The sequence below is a fragment of the Rhodoferax bucti genome (assembly GCF_005876985.1).
Taxonomy (GTDB): domain Bacteria; phylum Pseudomonadota; class Gammaproteobacteria; order Burkholderiales; family Burkholderiaceae_C; genus Allorhodoferax; species Allorhodoferax bucti.
The window spans coordinates 201,966-217,763 of record NZ_VAHD01000004.1; the positions used below are offsets into that span (position 1 = coordinate 201,966).

Genomic DNA, 15,798 nt, shown 5'->3' on the forward strand with positions numbered 1-15,798 from the left:
TTCTTTAGAGAGACGATTTTAGGTGGTCGACCAGCAAGCGCGCGCTGCGCGGCAGGGTCGAAAAGTCGCGGGCCACCAGCTCAATGCGGCGGTGGGCCCAGGGGTCGGTGAGGGGCACTGCGGCCAGTTCGCCAGCGTTGTGCATCAGCATGAATGCGCGCAGCGGCATCACGCCCACGCCCAAGCCGTTGTGGATCATGCGGCACATGGCATCCAGCCCGGTGACTTGAATGCGCAGTTTGATGCTTTGCCCCAGCGCGGTGGCAGCCTGGCGCATGGCGACATAAATGGAGCTGTTGGAATGCAGGCCCACATGGTCCAGCGCCAGGGTGTCCGCGAACGCGATGGAGGCTTCTCGGGCGAGCGCATGGGTGCGGGGAACAATGAGCACCAGCTGGTCCTGCCGGTAGGGCAGGGTCTGCAACTCACCCACGCCATCTGCCGTGTTGCACACGCCGAAATCGGCAGCACCTTCCTCGACGGCGCGAATGACTTCGGTGCTCAAGTGCTCTTCCAGATCAATCTTGATGCCTTGATGGCTACGGATAAAGGCGCCCAGGTCTTCCGGCAGAAACTGCACCGTGGCCGAGATGCTGGCGTGTACCCGCACCTGGCCTTTGGCGCCGTCTGCATATTCCGTGAGCTCGGTGTGCATGCGGTCCAGGCTGAAGAACACGCTGCGGGCGTGGTGCAACAGGCTTTGCCCCGCTGGGGTGGGGTGCACACCACGGGAGTGGCGCTGCAGCAGCTGGCTGCCCAGCGCCAGCTCCAGATCACTGAGCCGCTTGCTGAGTGCCGAGGGGGCAATGAACTCTCGTTCTGCCGCCTTGCCGATGCTGCCAGTCTCACAGACGGCCACGAACATCTGCAGCGATGTCAGGTCCATTCGGCGGGTGAGAGGGCGGTCCATGTGTGGCATGAAGAATTGACATCGTAATCAACGATGATGATGCGATATTTTCCCACTTGTTGCAGGATTGGTCATCGCATTTTGCGATGTCATGTGTCTTTGCCGGGGAAGACTTCAGCATGAACGGCCGGTGCTGCAGTAGGTCGGCGTTTGCTATGGAATCAGGAGCTGCTTGCGCAAGATCCATAAGCGCTAGAGCCGTATTTGATATAAAAAACCCCGCGGCCTTTGCAGGCGGCGGGGTTTTCTGGGCAAGCCGGGGAGGGCTTAGCGCTGGTTTAGAGGCTTGACGTCGCGCTTGACGGAGCCGGTGAACAACTGGCGTGGGCGGCCGATCTTGTACTCAGGGTCGCCGATCATTTCGTTCAGCTGGGCAATCCAGCCGACGGTACGGGCCAAGGCGAAGATACCGGTGAACAGGTTCACAGGGATGCCGATGGCGCGCTGCACGATGCCGGAGTAGAAGTCCACGTTGGGGTAGAGCTTGCGCTGGACGAAGTAGTCGTCCTCCAGAGCAATCTTTTCCAGCTGTTTGGCCAACTTGAACAAGGGGTCGTTTTCCAGGCCCAGAGCTTCCAGCACTTCATTGCAAGTCTCTTGCATGAGCTTGGCGCGGGGGTCGTAGTTCTTGTACACACGGTGACCGAAGCCCATGAGCTTGACACCGGAGTTCTTGTCCTTGACCTGCTCCATGAACTGGCCGACCTTGGACACGCCGCCTTGGCGCTGGATGTCTTCCAGCATGTTCAGGCAGGCTTCGTTGGCGCCACCGTGGGCAGGGCCCCACAAGCAAGCCACACCGGCTGCAATGGCCGCAAACGGGTTGGTGCCGGAGGAGCCGCACAGACGCACAGTAGAGGTGGACGCGTTTTGCTCGTGGTCTGCGTGCAGGATGAAGATGCGGTCCATCGCGCGTTCGATCACGGGGTTGACCTTGTACTCTTCGCAAGGCGTACCGAACATCATGCGCAGGAAGTTACCGGAGTAGCTCAGGTCGTTCTGCGGGTACATGAAAGGCTGGCCCACGCCGTACTTGTAAGCCATGGCAACCAGCGTAGGCATCTTGGCGATCAGGCGGATCGCTGCGATTTCGCGGTGCTCGGGGTTATTGATGTCGGTGCTGTCGTGGTAGAACGCAGACAGTGCGCCCACCAAGCCGGTCAATACGGCCATGGGGTGCGCGTCGCGGCGGAAGCCGCGCAGGAAGAACTGCATCTGCTCGTTGACCATGGTGTGGTTGGTCACGAGTTTGTGGAAATCTGTGCGCTCGCTTTCGTTGGGCAGTTCGCCTTTCAACAGCAGGTGGCAGGTGTCCAGGTAGTCCACGTTGGTGGCCAGCTGTTCAATGGGGTAGCCGCGGTACAGCAGTTCACCCTTGTCGCCGTCGATGTAGGTGATGCCGGACTGGCAGGAAGCGGTTGAGAGAAAACCGGGGTCATACGTGAACATGCCGGTCTGGGCGTAGAGCTTGCGGATGTCGATCACATCCGGTCCGATGTTGCCCTGGTACACGGGCATTTCCACGCTCGGGCTGCCGTTGCTGAACGACAGGGTGGCTTTGTTATCCGCTAGTTTCATCTTTCGCCTTTCAGAGAGGTTCTCTCAACATTTTTAAAACTTCATGGACGTCTGCACGGTCCAGTGCAGCATCCACCTGCGACAGCGTTTTTCGTGCCAAGTGCACATCCAACAAATCGTTGTCGCTCAAGTCCATCAGCGCGGCCAGAGCGTCGGCATGGCGCACCGTGAGGGTGTCGCTGTACCGGCGGAAGAAGCGTTCGATGAACAAATCGTTCTCCAGCAGGCCGCGCCGGCACCGCCATTGCAGCTTGCTCAAGCCCCGTTCGTCAATCAATGCTTCCGTCACGCGCTTACACCTTGGCCTGTATTACACGGCACGCAAAACCATCATTTCCTTGATCTTGCCGATGGCCTTGGTGGGGTTCAGACCCTTGGGGCACACATCGACGCAGTTCATGATGGTGTGGCAGCGGAACAGGCGGTAGGGGTCTTCCAAGTTGTCCAGACGCTCGCCAGTGGCTTGGTCGCGGCTGTCCGCGATGAAGCGGTAGGCCTGCAGCAAACCTGCAGGGCCCACGAACTTGTCGGGGTTCCACCAGAAGCTGGGGCAGCTGGTCGAGCAGCTGGCGCACAAGATGCACTCGTACAGGCCGTTGAGCTCTTCGCGCTCTTCAGGAGACTGCAGGCGCTCTTTTTCAGGCGGCACGGTGTCGTTGATCAGGTACGGCTTGATCGAGTTGTACTGCTTGAAGAACTGGGTCATGTCCACGATCAGGTCGCGGATCACGGGCAGGCCGGGCAGGGGCTTGAGCACGATCTTGCCGGGCAAGGTCAGCATGTTGGTCAGGCAGGCCAGACCGTTTTTGCCGTTGATGTTCATGGCATCCGAGCCGCACACGCCTTCGCGGCAGGAGCGGCGGAAGGAGATGGACGGATCGATGGCTTTGAGCTTCATCAAGGCGTCCAGCAGCATGCGCTCGGAACCATCGAGTTCTACCTCGATGTCCTGCATGTAGGGCTTGGCATCCTTGTCCGGATCGTAGCGATAAATGGAGAAAGTGCGTTTGGTCATGATCTGTATCTCGCTTTAGAACGTACGAACCTTGAGCGGCACGGAGTCCACGGTCAAAGGCTTCATCTGCACGGGCTTGTAGCTCAGGCGGTTGCCCTCGCTGTACCACAGGGTGTGTTTGTGCCACTCTTGGTCGTTACGGCCGTTGGGGTGCTCAGCGGTATCGCCGTAGTCGTCCACGGTGTGGGCGCCGCGGCTCTCGTGGCGTGCAGCTGCCGACACGATGGTGGCTTCGGCGGCCTCGATCAGGTTTTCGACTTCCAACGCTTCGATGCGGGCGGTGTTGAAGACCTTGGACTTGTCCTTGAGGTTGAGGGCCTTGACACGCTCGCGCAGCTCGGCAATCTTGACCACGCCTTCGTCCATGCTCTTCTGGGTGCGGAACACACCAGCGTGTTGCTGCATGGAAGCGCGCAGGTCGTTGGCCACATCCTGGGCGTACTCACCGCTGGTGGCGTTGTCCAAGCGGGAAACGCGCTCCAGCGTGCGGTCTGCAGCATCCTTGGGCAGCGGCTTGTGCTCTTTGCTGCCTTTGATGTAGTTAACGATGTGGTTACCGGCGGCACGGCCGAACACCAACAAGTCCAGCAGGGAGTTGGTGCCCAGGCGGTTCGCGCCGTGCACGGACACGCAAGAGCATTCGCCCACTGCGTACAAGCCGTTGACGACCTGGTTGTGCACGTCACCGTTTTGCACGACCACTTGGCCATTGACGTTGGTAGGAATGCCACCCATCTGGTAGTGAATGGTGGGCACCACGGGGATGGGCTCTTTGGTGATGTCGACGTTGGCGAAGTTCACACCAATTTCGTACACCGAGGGCAGGCGCTTGTGGATGGTTTCGGCACCCAGGTGGTCCAGCTTCAAGAGCACGTAGTCCTTGTTAGGACCGCAGCCACGGCCTTCCTTGATTTCCTGGTCCATGGAGCGGGACACGAAGTCACGCGGTGCCAAGTCTTTCAGGGTGGGCGCATAGCGCTCCATGAAGCGTTCACCGTTGCTGTTGAGCAAAATGGCGCCTTCGCCGCGGCAGCCTTCGGTCAGCAACACGCCGGCACCGGCCACGCCAGTGGGGTGGAATTGCCAGAACTCCATGTCTTCCAGCGGGATGCCAGCACGCGCTGCCATGCCCAGGCCGTCGCCGGTATTAATGAAGGCGTTGGTGGAGGCGGCAAAGATGCGGCCTGCGCCACCGGTGGCCAGCAACGTGGTCTTGGCTTCCAGAATGTGGATGTCGCCGGTTTCCATTTCCAAGGCGGTCACACCGACCACATCGCCTTCGGCGTCGCGGATCAGGTCGAGCGCCATCCACTCCACGAAGAAGCTGGTCTTGGCTGCCACGTTTTGCTGGTACAGCGTGTGCAACATGGCGTGGCCGGTACGGTCGGCCGCAGCGCAAGCGCGTTCTACCGCCTTTTCGCCGTAGTTAGCGGTGTGGCCGCCGAAGGGGCGCTGGTAAATGGTGCCGTCAGGGTTGCGGTCGAAGGGCATGCCCATGTGCTCGAGGTCGTACACGACCTTGGGGGCTTCACGGCACATGAATTCGATGGCGTCCTGGTCGCCGAGCCAGTCGGAGCCCTTGACGGTGTCATAGAAGTGGTAATGCCAGTTGTCATCGTTCATGTTGCCCAAGCTGGCGCCGATGCCGCCTTGCGCTGCCACGGTGTGGGAGCGTGTGGGGAACACTTTGGAGAGAACAGCCACATTCAAACCGGCACGTGCCAGTTGCAGGGAAGCGCGCATGCCGGAGCCACCGGCGCCGACGATCACGACGTCGAATTTGCGTTTAGAAACGGAGTAAGACATGTATTAGTGCCCGTTGGAGGTAATCAGAGACGCCACAAAACCTGGATGGCCCAGCCGGCACAGCCGACCAACCAAACGATGGAAAACACTTGCAAGGACAAGCGCACGGAGACGGATTTCACGTAGTCCATCCAGATGTCACGCACACCCACCCACACGTGGTACAGCATGGCGATGATGACGGCAAAGGTCAAAAACTTCATCCACTGCTGGGAGAAGATGCCGGCCCACTTGTCGTAGCCGATGGGGCCTTTGAAAAAGATGACTTGCGCGAGGAGCGCCAGGGTAAACAGGGCCATCAAGACTGCGGTAACGCGCTGCGCCAGCCAGTCGCGCAAGCCGTAGTGCGCGCCAACGACGATGCGCTTGGATCCGTAATTCACTGCCATGGAGAGGTTCCTTCTTGTGGTTGTTAGTAAGCGCCGAACAGCTTGAGTGCCAGCACGATGGTGAGCAGGCTGCCCAGACCCAGAGTGACAACGGCAGAGCTGCGTCCGAACTCTTTGCTGACCGCGTGGTTGATGTCCATCCACAGATGGCGCATGCCCGCGATGAAGTGGTGCAGGTAGGCCCAGATGATGGCCAGTGCCACCAGCTTCACGAACCAGCCCGGGATAAAGCCCACGCCCGCGTTAAACACGCTGGTGAACTTTGCAAATGAGATTTCCGAGGATACGGAGGTGTCGAACATCCAGATAATGAAAGGCATCAGGATGAACATAATGGCGCCGCTGATGCGGTGCAGGATGGACACCCAGCCGGCCGGGGGTAAGCGGTAAGTGGGCAGATCATGCAAGGCATGGATGTTGCGGAATTCAGGCCGCGCGCGTTTGCTGGAGGAGGTGAGCTCAGTCATGGATGGGCTTTCTTGGGATGTAACGTGTTTGTAATTCTGGAGACGGCAGGCCAAAATTCTATTGCACCGCACCAATCTGACATTGGACTTGCATGGTGCGGCGCGTCAATTTAGCGTATTTCGATAGTAGTGTGTGTCGGTCAGGTACAGGCCCCGGCGGAGTTCCATGGGCAGGTCGTTGTAAGTGAAGGCGGTGCGCTCAACGCTAAGCAAGGGCGTGTCGGCGGCAATTTGCAGCAAATCGCGTTGCTCTGTATCGGGGAGCACGGCCTTGATTTTTTCTTCGGCGCGAACCATGCGCACGCCGAATTCTGTTTCAAAAAGGGCGTACATCGCTCCGTCGTAGCTGGTCAGGCGCTCTGCCGTCAGCCCTTTGAAAGGCCCGCCCGGCAACCACAAATCTTCCAGAATCGTGGGAATGCCTGCGAACGAGAGCACACGGCGCACTTGCAGCACGGCATCGCCGGAGCGCAGCGACAGGGCACGCGCCACATCGGCGCTGGCGCGGGTGCGCTTGCAATCGATGATGCGCCGCTGGGCCGGGCCCTCGCTGGTCGGGTCGCCGGATTCGGGCAGCAGGCGCAAGAAGCGGTATTGGGTGTGACGCTCCGCGTGGGTGGCGACAAACGTGCCCTTGCCCTGGCGGCGGACCACCAGGTTCTCTGCCGCCAGCTCATCAATGGCTTTGCGCACCGTGCCTTGGCTGACCTTGTAGCGGATAGCCAGTTCCTGCTCGCTGGGAATGGCGGTGCTGGGCTTCCATTCGCCACTTTGCAGGCTTTGCAGGATGAGGGCCTTGATCTGCTGGTAAAGCGGGCTGAAGGCGGGAGTTGCTGACGCCCCGGCTTGCAGGCCCGGATCGATCGATGCGCCTGGGGCGTTGTCGTTCGAAGAAAGGGTGTTTGCGGGCATGGTGCGGGTGTTTTTGTCAGCAGCGAGTCAGACTCGAAAAATTGCCTCAATCATATCTTATATAAGACATAAGACAAATTGACCGGGCACTAATTTCGAGGGTAAACTCTCGGGCATTCTGCAGCGCAGCACGGCTTGTTGCGGGCGCTGCTCAGTCGCCGTTTTCTCAACACTTCCTGGAGTTTTACCATGAGCAAGAAACCCGTCCGCGTAGCCGTTACAGGCGCAGCAGGTCAAATCGGTTACGCCCTTCTGTTTCGCATCGCCTCCGGCGAAATGTTGGGCAAAGACCAGCCCGTGATCTTGCAATTGCTGGAAATTCCCGACGAAAAAGCCCAGAACGCACTCAAGGGCGTAATCATGGAGCTGGAAGACTGCGCATTCCCTCTGTTGGTGGGCATTGAGGCGCACGCTGACCCCATGACCGCCTTCAAAGACACCGACTACGCCTTGTTGGTTGGCTCCCGTCCCCGTGGCCCCGGCATGGAGCGCGCAGAGTTGCTGGCCATCAACGGCGCCATCTTCACGACCCAAGGCAAGGCCCTGAATGCTGTGGCTTCCCGCAACGTGAAGGTTCTGGTCGTCGGCAACCCCGCCAACACCAACGCTTACATCGCGATGAAGGCAGCGCCTGATCTGCCTGCGAAGAACTTCACCGCCATGCTGCGCCTGGACCACAACCGCGCTTTGAGCCAGATCGCTTCCAAGACCGGCAAGGCCGTGGCAGACATCGAGAAAATGGCCGTGTGGGGCAACCACTCGCCCACCATGTACGCGGACTACCGCTTCGCCACCATTGGCGGCGCATCGGTCAAGGACATGATCAACGACGAGACCTGGAACCGCGAAACCTTCTTGCCCACCGTGGGTAAGCGTGGCGCAGCCATCATTGCTGCACGCGGTTTGTCTTCCGCCGCTTCTGCCGCCAATGCTGCTATCGACCACATGCGTGATTGGGCTTTGGGCACCAATGGCAAGTGGGTCACCATGGGCATTCCTTCCAACGGCGAATACGGCATCCCCAAGGAAATCATGTTCGGCTACCCCGTCACTTGCGCCAATGGCGAATACAAGATCGTGGAAGGTCTGGAAATCGATGCGTTCTCCCAAGAGTGCATCAACAAGACCTTGGCTGAACTACAAGGCGAACAAGACGGCGTGAAGCACCTGCTGTAAGCCTTGGCCCACGCACCGGCGCTCCCCGTGAAGCATCCCCGCGACATCCTTTTAGGTGCGCAGGGGGCTGCGGGTGTGTTGCCGGTGTGCGACCATTACAGCGGTGTCGAAGCCCGCATGGTCAAAAGCCTGCAATTGCAGGCCGACATGACCGAGGAGTTCGGCGCTTGCGTCTTCGACGTGACGCTGGACTGCGAAGATGGTGCGCCTGTCGGTGGCGAGCTAGACCATGCTTATATGGTCGCAGCGCTCGCCCAATCTACGCAAACAGCTCCTGATTTGATAGCAAAAGGCTTGCGCCGCCGTGTCGGTGTGCGCGTCCATGCGGTGGATCACGCCTCGTTTGAGCAGGACGTTTCCATCATTCTGGGCCGTGCTGCCCATGCCTTGAGTTACGTGATGGTGCCCAAGGTCGAGTCGGTGGCGGATGTGGACCGCGTGGTCGCAGCTATGGATTCCTTGGGCCCGGCGGCCCGGGCGCTGCCCGTGCATGTATTGATTGAGTCTCCGGCCGCTGTGCACCGCGCCTTTGATATTGCGGCCCACCCCCGGGTGGAGTCTGTCAGCTTCGGGCTGATGGATTTTGTTTCCAGCCACGGTGGCGCCATTCCTGCAACGGCCATGGGCGTGCGGGCTGCCACTGACGCGGAGACGCTGGACCAATTCCATCATCCCCTGGTCGTTCGCGCCAAGATGGACATTGCCAGTGCTTGCCATGCCCACGGCAAGGTGCCTTCGCACTGCATCGTGACTGAATTTAAAGATACCCAAGCGCTGGCGCGCTCTGCGCGTTACGCGGCCCAAGCCTTGGGCTACACCCGGATGTGGAGCATCCACCCGGACCAGATCCGCCCCATCGTGCGGGCCTTGGCCCCCGATGCGCAGGCGGTGGAGCAGGCGGCAGAGGTGATTCGCCGGGCGGCCACTGCGTCGTGGGCGCCAGTGTCCGTGGCCGGGGTCTTGCATGACCGGGCCAGTTACCGCTTCTTCTGGCAGTTGCTGGAGCGCGCCCACGCGACGGGTGTGCCCTTGCCGGAAGATATGCATTCCTACTTTGCTACGCCCTCGTTGGCAGGAGTTGCTGTATGAAGACGATGAATGTGATGGGGGCCGCGTTGCTGCTGGCCTTGTCTGCGAGTTCGGTCTGGGCTAGTACCCCTGCGGCGCCTGCCAAAAAGCGCCCGGCACATAAATCGGTGGTAATTGCACCATCGGCGCCCGATTTGGCGCCCGTCACCCTTACCCCCGAGCAAATGGCCTGGGCGCAGCGGGTCGTGGTCGGCGTGGTGCCTTGCGAGTTGTCGCAAAAGGTTTCGGTGGAGCCGCACCCCCAGCATGCAGGCCATTTTGTGGTGCAGTCCGGCAAACAGCGGTTTGCCATGGTGCCGGTGCCTACGAGCACTGGCGCGGTGCGTCTGGAAGACACGAGCGCTGGAGCTGTGTGGCTGCAACTGGCCAACAAATCGATGTTGATGGACCAAAAAAATGGCCGTCGCTTGGCAGATGCGTGCGCCAATCCGGAGCAGCAGGCGGTCGCCCTGGCGATGGAAAAGAACCCGGCACCCAGTTTGCTGGAGCCTTTGCCGGTGGCAACACCGCCAGGCTCTGCTATGAAATAAGTAGCTGCTTGCGCAGACGGCGCGAGCGCTAGAGGCTGTTTTTATTGTTTTTGAAGGAGAGTGAAGATGTTGCAAGCTTACCGAGACCATGTAGCTGAACGCGCTGCGTTGGGCATTCCCCCCCTGCCTTTGTCTGCCAAGCAGACCGGCGAACTGATTGAGTTGCTGAAGGCGCCCCCCGCTGGCGAAGAAGCCACCCTCGTGGACCTGATTACCCACCGCGTGCCCGCGGGTGTGGACGATGCTGCCAAGGTCAAGGCCAGCTACCTGGCCGCTGTGGCCCACGGCACTGAAAAGTGCGCTCTGATCTCCCGCGCCCGTGCCACTGAACTGCTGGGCACCATGCTGGGCGGCTACAACATCAGCCCGTTGGTGGATCTGCTGGACGATGCTGCCGTGGCTGCAGAAGCTGCCGAAGGCCTGAAGAAAACCCTGTTGATGTTCGACCAGTTCCACGACGTCAAGGAAAAGGCCGACAAGGGCAATACCTTCGCCAAGGCCGTGCTGCAAAGCTGGGCCGATGCCGAGTGGTTCACCAGCCGCCCAGAAGTGCCCCAGAGCATCACCGTGACCATCCTGAAGGTCACCGGCGAAACCAACACCGACGACCTGTCTCCTGCGCCTGACGCCTGGAGCCGTCCAGACATTCCTTTGCACGCATTGGCCATGTTGAAGAACAAGCGCGATGGCATTACCCCTGAGGAAGATGGCAAGCGCGGCCCGGTCAAGTTCATCGAAGACCTGCGCGCCCGTGGCAACCTCGTGGCCTACGTGGGTGACGTAGTGGGCACCGGCTCCAGCCGCAAGTCCGCCACCAACTCGGTGTTGTGGTTCACCGGTGAAGACATTCCTTACGTGCCCAACAAGCGTTTCGGCGGCGTGTGCCTGGGCACCAAAATCGCTCCGATCTTCTACAACACCATGGAAGATGCGGGCGCTCTGCCGATCGAGCTGGACGTGAACCAGATGAACATGGGTGACGTGGTGGAACTGCGTCCCTACGACGGCAAGGCCTTCAAAGACGGCAAGGAAATCGCATCCTTCCAGGTCAAGAGCGATGTGCTGTTTGACGAAGTGCGTGCCGGTGGCCGTATCCCCTTGATCATCGGCCGTGGCTTGACTGCCAAAGCCCGTGAAGCACTGGGCTTGCCACCTTCCACTTTGTTCCGCCTGCCCCAGAACCCTGCTGACACCAAGAAGGGTTTCAGCTTGGCACAGAAGATGGTCGGTCGCGCTTGCGGTTTGCCTGAAGGTCAAGGCGTGCGCCCCGGTACCTACTGCGAGCCCAAGATGACCTCTGTCGGCTCCCAAGACACCACCGGCCCGATGACCCGCGACGAGCTTAAAGACCTGGCTTGCCTGGGCTTCTCTGCCGACTTGGTGATGCAGTCGTTCTGCCACACCGCGGCGTACCCCAAGCCCGTGGACGTGAAGATGCACCACGAACTGCCCGACTTCATCAGCACCCGTGGCGGCGTGTCCTTGCGTCCCGGTGACGGCGTGATCCACTCTTGGCTCAACCGCATGTTGTTGCCTGACACCGTGGGCACCGGTGGCGACAGCCACACCCGTTTCCCTATCGGTATCAGCTTCCCCGCAGGTTCCGGTCTGGTGGCCTTTGCGGCCGCGACGGGCGTGATGCCTTTGGACATGCCCGAGTCGGTGTTGGTGCGCTTCAAGGGCAAGATGCAGCCCGGTGTGACCCTGCGTGACCTGGTGAACGCGATTCCTTTGTACGCCATCAAGGCTGGCCTGCTGACGGTTGAGAAGAAGGGCAAGAAGAACATCTTCTCTGGCCGTATCCTCGAAATCGAAGGTTTGCCGGATCTGAAGGTCGAGCAGGCGTTTGAGTTGTCTGACGCGTCTGCTGAGCGTTCCGCCGCCGGTTGCACCGTGCACCTGAACAAAGAGCCTATCCAAGAGTACGTCACCAGCAACATCACCATGATGAAGTGGATGATTGCCAATGGCTACGCGGATGCCCGCACCTTGGCCCGCCGTATCGCGGCGCAAGAAGCCTGGCTCAAGAACCCCGAGCTGCTCCAAGGCGACGCGGATGCGGAATACGCAGCCGTTATCGAAATCGACCTGGCCGACATCCATGAGCCTATCGTGGCATGCCCCAACGACCCGGACGATGTGAAGACATTGGCCGAAGTGGCCGGTGCCAAGATCGATGAAGTGTTCATCGGCTCCTGCATGACCAACATCGGTCACTTCCGTGCAGCTTCCAAGCTGATGGAAGGCAAGCGCGACATTCCGGTCAAACTGTGGATTGCACCGCCTACCAAGATGGACGCCAAGCAACTGAGCGACGAAGGCCACTACGGTGTGCTGGGTGGTGCCGGTGCCCGCATGGAAATGCCGGGCTGCAGCTTGTGCATGGGCAACCAGGCGCAGGTGAAAGAGGGCGCCACGGTGTTCTCTACGTCCACCCGCAACTTCCCCAACCGTCTGGGCAAGAACAGCAATGTGTACTTGGGCTCGGCCGAACTGGCAGCTATCGCTTCCAAGCTGGGTCGCATTCCTACCAAGGAAGAGTACCTGGCTGACATGGGCGTGCTGACTGCCGCCAGCGACAAGGTGTACCAGTACCTGAACTTTGACAAGATCAGCGACTACACCGAGTCTGCTGCCACTGTGAAGTAATCTGTCGCTTTGGCGCCCCTGCGCCATTCGTAGCAGAAGCCCTGCAACTTCGGTTGCAGGGCTTTTTTTATAGGCAGCGGGATAATTGGGAAATGAGTTTTTGTCCTCCATTCCCTTTTCTGTGCAGACGGTGCTGCTGCTCGTCCTGAGCAATGTGTTCATGACATTTGCTTGGTACGGGCACTTGAAGAACCTGGCCACTGCGCCCTGGTACGCCGCGGCCATGGTCAGCTGGGGTATCGCGTTGTTTGAGTACTTGTTGCAAGTGCCGGCGAACCGCATAGGCTTTCAGCAGGCAGGCTTTTCGATTGCGCAACTCAAAATCATGCAAGAGGTCATCACGCTCACCGTGTTTTTGCCCTTTGCCATGGTGTACATGAAGCAGCCCTTCAAAATGGATTTTGTCTGGGCCGGGCTTTGCATGGTGGGCGCGGTGTACTTCATCTTTCGGGCTCCGTAACCGCCTGAAACCCACAAGGCTATAGGCGGTTAAACTCGCGGGCATTCTTAAATCAGTCACATGGCTGACATATTTAACCGTTAGGAGCCCCGCATGTTGTTTGGAAAGCTGTTGCCTCGTGAAGGCAATTTTTTTGAGATGTTCAATCAGCATGCGGACCGCATCGTGGAGGCGGCTCAGGCGTTTTCCAAGTTGGTGGCTAATTACAGCGATGCCGACTTGCGTGCCAAATACAACCAGGAAGTGGACGATGCGGAGCGTGCGGCTGATCGTGTGACGCACGAGGTGAACAAGGCCATCCACATCACTTTCATTACGCCGATTGATCGTGAGCAGATTCACTCGCTGATCAACACCATGGACGATGTGGCTGACCTGATCCAGGACTCTGCGGAAACCATGGCGCTTTACGATGTGCGCGTGATGACGGAAGAAATCGTCCGTTTGACCGATCTGAGCGTCAAATGCTGCGAACGTCTGCGCGATGCTGTGAAATTGCTGGCGGATATTGCCGACACGGCAACGGCTGAAGCCGCATTGAAAACCTGCGAAGAAATCGACCGTCTGGAGTCGGATGCCGACCGCGTGATGCGTACGGCCATGAGCAAGTTGTTCCGCGAACAGGAAGATGTGCGCGAGCTGATCAAGCTCAAGGCCATTTACGAGCTGCTGGAAACCATCACCGACAAGTGTGAAGACGTAGCCAATGTGATCGAGGGCATCATCCTCGAGAACTCCTGATTCAACCCGCAGGCTTACTACGATGGAACAAGTCCAGACAGCCCTGTGGGTCGTGGCCCTGTTGGTGGCACTCGCGCTGATGTTCGACTTCATGAACGGGTTTCATGATGCGGCGAACTCGATCGCGACCGTGGTGTCCACCGGCGTGCTCAAGCCCGGTCAGGCGGTGATTTTTGCTGCCTTTTTCAACTTTATTGCCATTTTTATCTTCCACCTGAGCGTTGCCGCGACGGTAGGCAAGGGCATTGTGCAACCCGGTGTGGTGGATACCCATGTGGTGTTCGGCGCATTGGTGGGAGCCATTACCTGGAACGTGATCACTTGGTACTACGGCATTCCCAGCAGTTCCTCGCATGCGTTGATCGGCGGCATTGTCGGCGCCGTGATTGCGAAAGCAGGTGCCAGTGCATTGATTTCGGCAGGTATTCTGAAGACGGTTGCCTTTATTTTTGTGTCGCCTTTGTTGGGCTTCACACTGGGCTCGGCCATGATGGTTGCAGTGGCTTGGATTTTTCGTCGTGCCCGCCCGTCGCGGATTGACAAGTGGTTCCGCCGTCTGCAGTTGCTGAGCGCGGGCGCTTATAGCTTAGGCCATGGTGGCAATGACGCGCAAAAGACCATCGGCATTATCTGGATGATGCTGATTGCAACCGGCTATGTTTCTGCAAGCGACACTGCGCCACCCACTTGGACGATTGTGTCTTGTTACATCGCGATTGGTGCAGGCACCATGTTTGGCGGCTGGCGGATTGTGCGCACCATGGGCCAGAAAATTACCAAGCTCAAACCGGTGGGCGGCTTTTGTGCTGAAACTGGTGGGGCCATGACACTGTTTCTGGCCACGGCGCTGGGCATTCCGGTGTCCACAACCCACACCATCACCGGCGCGATTGTGGGCGTGGGCTCCACCCAACGCGCCAGTGCGGTGCGTTGGGGGGTAGCGGGCAACATCGTGTGGGCGTGGGTCCTGACCATTCCCGCCGCGGCTTTCGTCGCAGCGATCGCCTACTGGGTCAGTTTGCAGATTTTTTAACGAGTTCTGCAGAGGCGGAGGAGGTGCTTTCTTGCATCTGGTACTCAAAAGAGCGCTGGATGCTGAAAGCCAAAGTGGCCATCAAGACCGTGGTGCCAAGCCCCAAGGCGGCCACGAGGCCGCTGACGGTGAGCCAGTTGGTATCTCCTGATGGGCTTTCCGGTTGTTGTGGGTTGAAGCGGGCATTCCATTTCTCGGAGCTCATCAGTCCATAAATCAGGGCGTTTAGGGCGCAAGCCGCCAAAACAAAGCCCAGCAAAGGCATCAGCAGCCAACTTAGTTGGTCATCCACTCCGAGGCTGCGTGCCCGCAGCACCCCATACAGCCCCAGCAGGGTAGGAACGGGAGCGAGCTTGGCAATCCAGTCGTAGCGTCCCAGGTACAGCCGGTGCAGGCCAAGCGCGCCCACCGTGAGTGTTAGCCAGACGGCCAGCGTTTTGTTTTTCATGCGGCGGAGTCTACGGGAGGCGTGCTGTGTCCTGCGCCAATGGCTTTTTCCATCAGCACGATGTCCAGCCATCGATCAAACTTCCAACCGCAGGCAGCGATCACGCCCACTTTGTCATAGCCGCAACTGGTATGCACGCCAATCGATCCGGCATTGGCAGAGTCTCCGATGACGGCAATCAACTTGCGCACGCCGCAGCGCTCGGCTTGCGCCATCAATTCAGTGAGTAGCAGCTTTCCGAGTCCTTTGCCGTGGGATTCTGGTGCGAGATAAATGGAGTCTTCCGCGGAAAACCGGTACGCAGGGCGCGGTTTGAACCAATTGCAATACGCAAAGCCCGCGACTTTGCCCTCTATTTCTGCGACCAGATAGGGGAGGCCTTTGGCCAATACATCTGCCCGCCGGTTACGCATATCGTCTTCCGTGGGGGGCGTGGTTTCAAACGTGCCGGTTCCTGTCAGTACATGGTGGGCATAGATGGCGCTGATGGCGTGGATGTCGGCTTCTGTGCTGGGGCGGATTGTGGTCATGAAATAGATAACGCTATAATGGAGGGCTATTCAGAGTGTCACTGGCCGGGTGGTCAGTTGCGTGT

The 15,798-nt window shown here is 59.2% G+C and carries 17 protein-coding genes; 7 read left to right on the forward strand and 10 right to left on the reverse strand.

The features are described 5' to 3' along the window. Positions 1–4: 4 nt before the first annotated feature. From FDM28_RS15425 to FDM28_RS15460, 8 genes are all read right to left on the reverse strand, one after another. Complete coding sequence (locus FDM28_RS15425; RefSeq protein WP_138516704.1) at positions 5–919, reverse strand: LysR family transcriptional regulator; 915 nt, start codon at positions 917–919, stop codon at positions 5–7. A gap of 258 nt (positions 920–1,177) precedes the next feature. Further along, entirely contained in the window at positions 1,178–2,488 is a 1,311-nt protein-coding gene (locus FDM28_RS15430; protein ID WP_138516706.1) for a citrate synthase, read from the reverse strand. A 10-nt stretch (positions 2,489–2,498) separates the two neighbouring features. Next, positions 2,499–2,777 (reverse strand): FAD assembly factor SdhE, encoded by a 279-nt coding sequence (locus tag FDM28_RS15435; RefSeq protein ID WP_138516708.1) that lies wholly within the window; start codon positions 2,775–2,777, stop codon positions 2,499–2,501. 21 nt (positions 2,778–2,798) lie between these two features. Further along, positions 2,799–3,503 (reverse strand): succinate dehydrogenase iron-sulfur subunit, encoded by a 705-nt coding sequence (locus FDM28_RS15440; RefSeq protein WP_087496898.1) that lies wholly within the window; start codon positions 3,501–3,503, stop codon positions 2,799–2,801. A gap of 15 nt (positions 3,504–3,518) precedes the next feature. Further along, complete coding sequence (gene sdhA / locus FDM28_RS15445) at positions 3,519–5,309, reverse strand: succinate dehydrogenase flavoprotein subunit (protein ID WP_138516710.1); 1,791 nt, start codon at positions 5,307–5,309, stop codon at positions 3,519–3,521. Between the two features lie 23 nt (positions 5,310–5,332). After that, positions 5,333–5,698: a succinate dehydrogenase, hydrophobic membrane anchor protein gene (sdhD, locus tag FDM28_RS15450; RefSeq protein WP_138516712.1), complete on the reverse strand. Its 366-nt coding sequence runs from the start codon at positions 5,696–5,698 to the stop codon at positions 5,333–5,335. Between the two features lie 23 nt (positions 5,699–5,721). After that, a complete protein-coding gene (gene sdhC, locus FDM28_RS15455; RefSeq protein WP_138516714.1) occupies positions 5,722–6,165 on the reverse strand; it encodes a succinate dehydrogenase, cytochrome b556 subunit in 444 nt (147 codons plus the stop codon). Positions 6,166–6,270: 105 nt separating this feature from the next. Further along, on the reverse strand, positions 6,271–7,077 hold the full coding sequence (locus FDM28_RS15460; protein WP_138516716.1) for a GntR family transcriptional regulator: 807 nt from the start codon (positions 7,075–7,077) through the stop codon (positions 6,271–6,273). A gap of 189 nt (positions 7,078–7,266) precedes the next feature. Between FDM28_RS15460 and FDM28_RS15465 the strand changes: the two genes are divergently transcribed. The 7 genes from FDM28_RS15465 (at position 7,267) to FDM28_RS15495 (ending at position 14,755) form a co-directional block, all read left to right on the forward strand. Then, positions 7,267–8,253 (forward strand): malate dehydrogenase, encoded by a 987-nt coding sequence (locus FDM28_RS15465; protein WP_138516718.1) that lies wholly within the window; start codon positions 7,267–7,269, stop codon positions 8,251–8,253. Between the two features lie 3 nt (positions 8,254–8,256). Beyond that, positions 8,257–9,342, forward strand: a complete 1,086-nt coding sequence (locus FDM28_RS15470) for an HpcH/HpaI aldolase/citrate lyase family protein (RefSeq protein ID WP_138516720.1) — start codon at positions 8,257–8,259, stop codon at positions 9,340–9,342. Continuing rightward, positions 9,339–9,872, forward strand: a complete 534-nt coding sequence (locus tag FDM28_RS15475) for a hypothetical protein (RefSeq protein WP_138516722.1) — start codon at positions 9,339–9,341, stop codon at positions 9,870–9,872. The genes FDM28_RS15470 and FDM28_RS15475 overlap by 4 nt, the downstream gene beginning before the upstream one ends. Positions 9,873–9,938: 66 nt before the next feature. Then, entirely contained in the window at positions 9,939–12,521 is a 2,583-nt protein-coding gene (gene acnB, locus FDM28_RS15480) for a bifunctional aconitate hydratase 2/2-methylisocitrate dehydratase (RefSeq protein ID WP_138516724.1), read from the forward strand. A 109-nt stretch (positions 12,522–12,630) separates the two neighbouring features. Then, on the forward strand, positions 12,631–12,981 hold the full coding sequence (locus tag FDM28_RS15485) for a DMT family protein (RefSeq protein ID WP_206021989.1): 351 nt from the start codon (positions 12,631–12,633) through the stop codon (positions 12,979–12,981). Between the two features lie 93 nt (positions 12,982–13,074). Then, a complete protein-coding gene (locus FDM28_RS15490) occupies positions 13,075–13,722 on the forward strand; it encodes a DUF47 domain-containing protein (RefSeq protein WP_138516728.1) in 648 nt (215 codons plus the stop codon). A gap of 22 nt (positions 13,723–13,744) precedes the next feature. Beyond that, the gene (locus tag FDM28_RS15495) at positions 13,745–14,755 is read left to right on the forward strand and encodes an inorganic phosphate transporter (RefSeq protein ID WP_138516730.1); all 1,011 of its coding nucleotides are present in this window, start codon (positions 13,745–13,747) and stop codon (positions 14,753–14,755) included. On the opposite strand, the gene FDM28_RS15500 is transcribed toward FDM28_RS15495, so the two are convergent. Continuing rightward, entirely contained in the window at positions 14,736–15,203 is a 468-nt protein-coding gene (locus FDM28_RS15500) for an NINE protein (RefSeq protein ID WP_138516732.1), read from the reverse strand. The two genes, FDM28_RS15495 and FDM28_RS15500, sit on opposite strands and share 20 nt — an antisense overlap. Beyond that, positions 15,200–15,733 (reverse strand): GNAT family N-acetyltransferase, encoded by a 534-nt coding sequence (locus FDM28_RS15505; RefSeq protein ID WP_138516734.1) that lies wholly within the window; start codon positions 15,731–15,733, stop codon positions 15,200–15,202. The genes FDM28_RS15500 and FDM28_RS15505 overlap by 4 nt, the downstream gene beginning before the upstream one ends. Positions 15,734–15,798 lie beyond the last annotated feature (65 nt).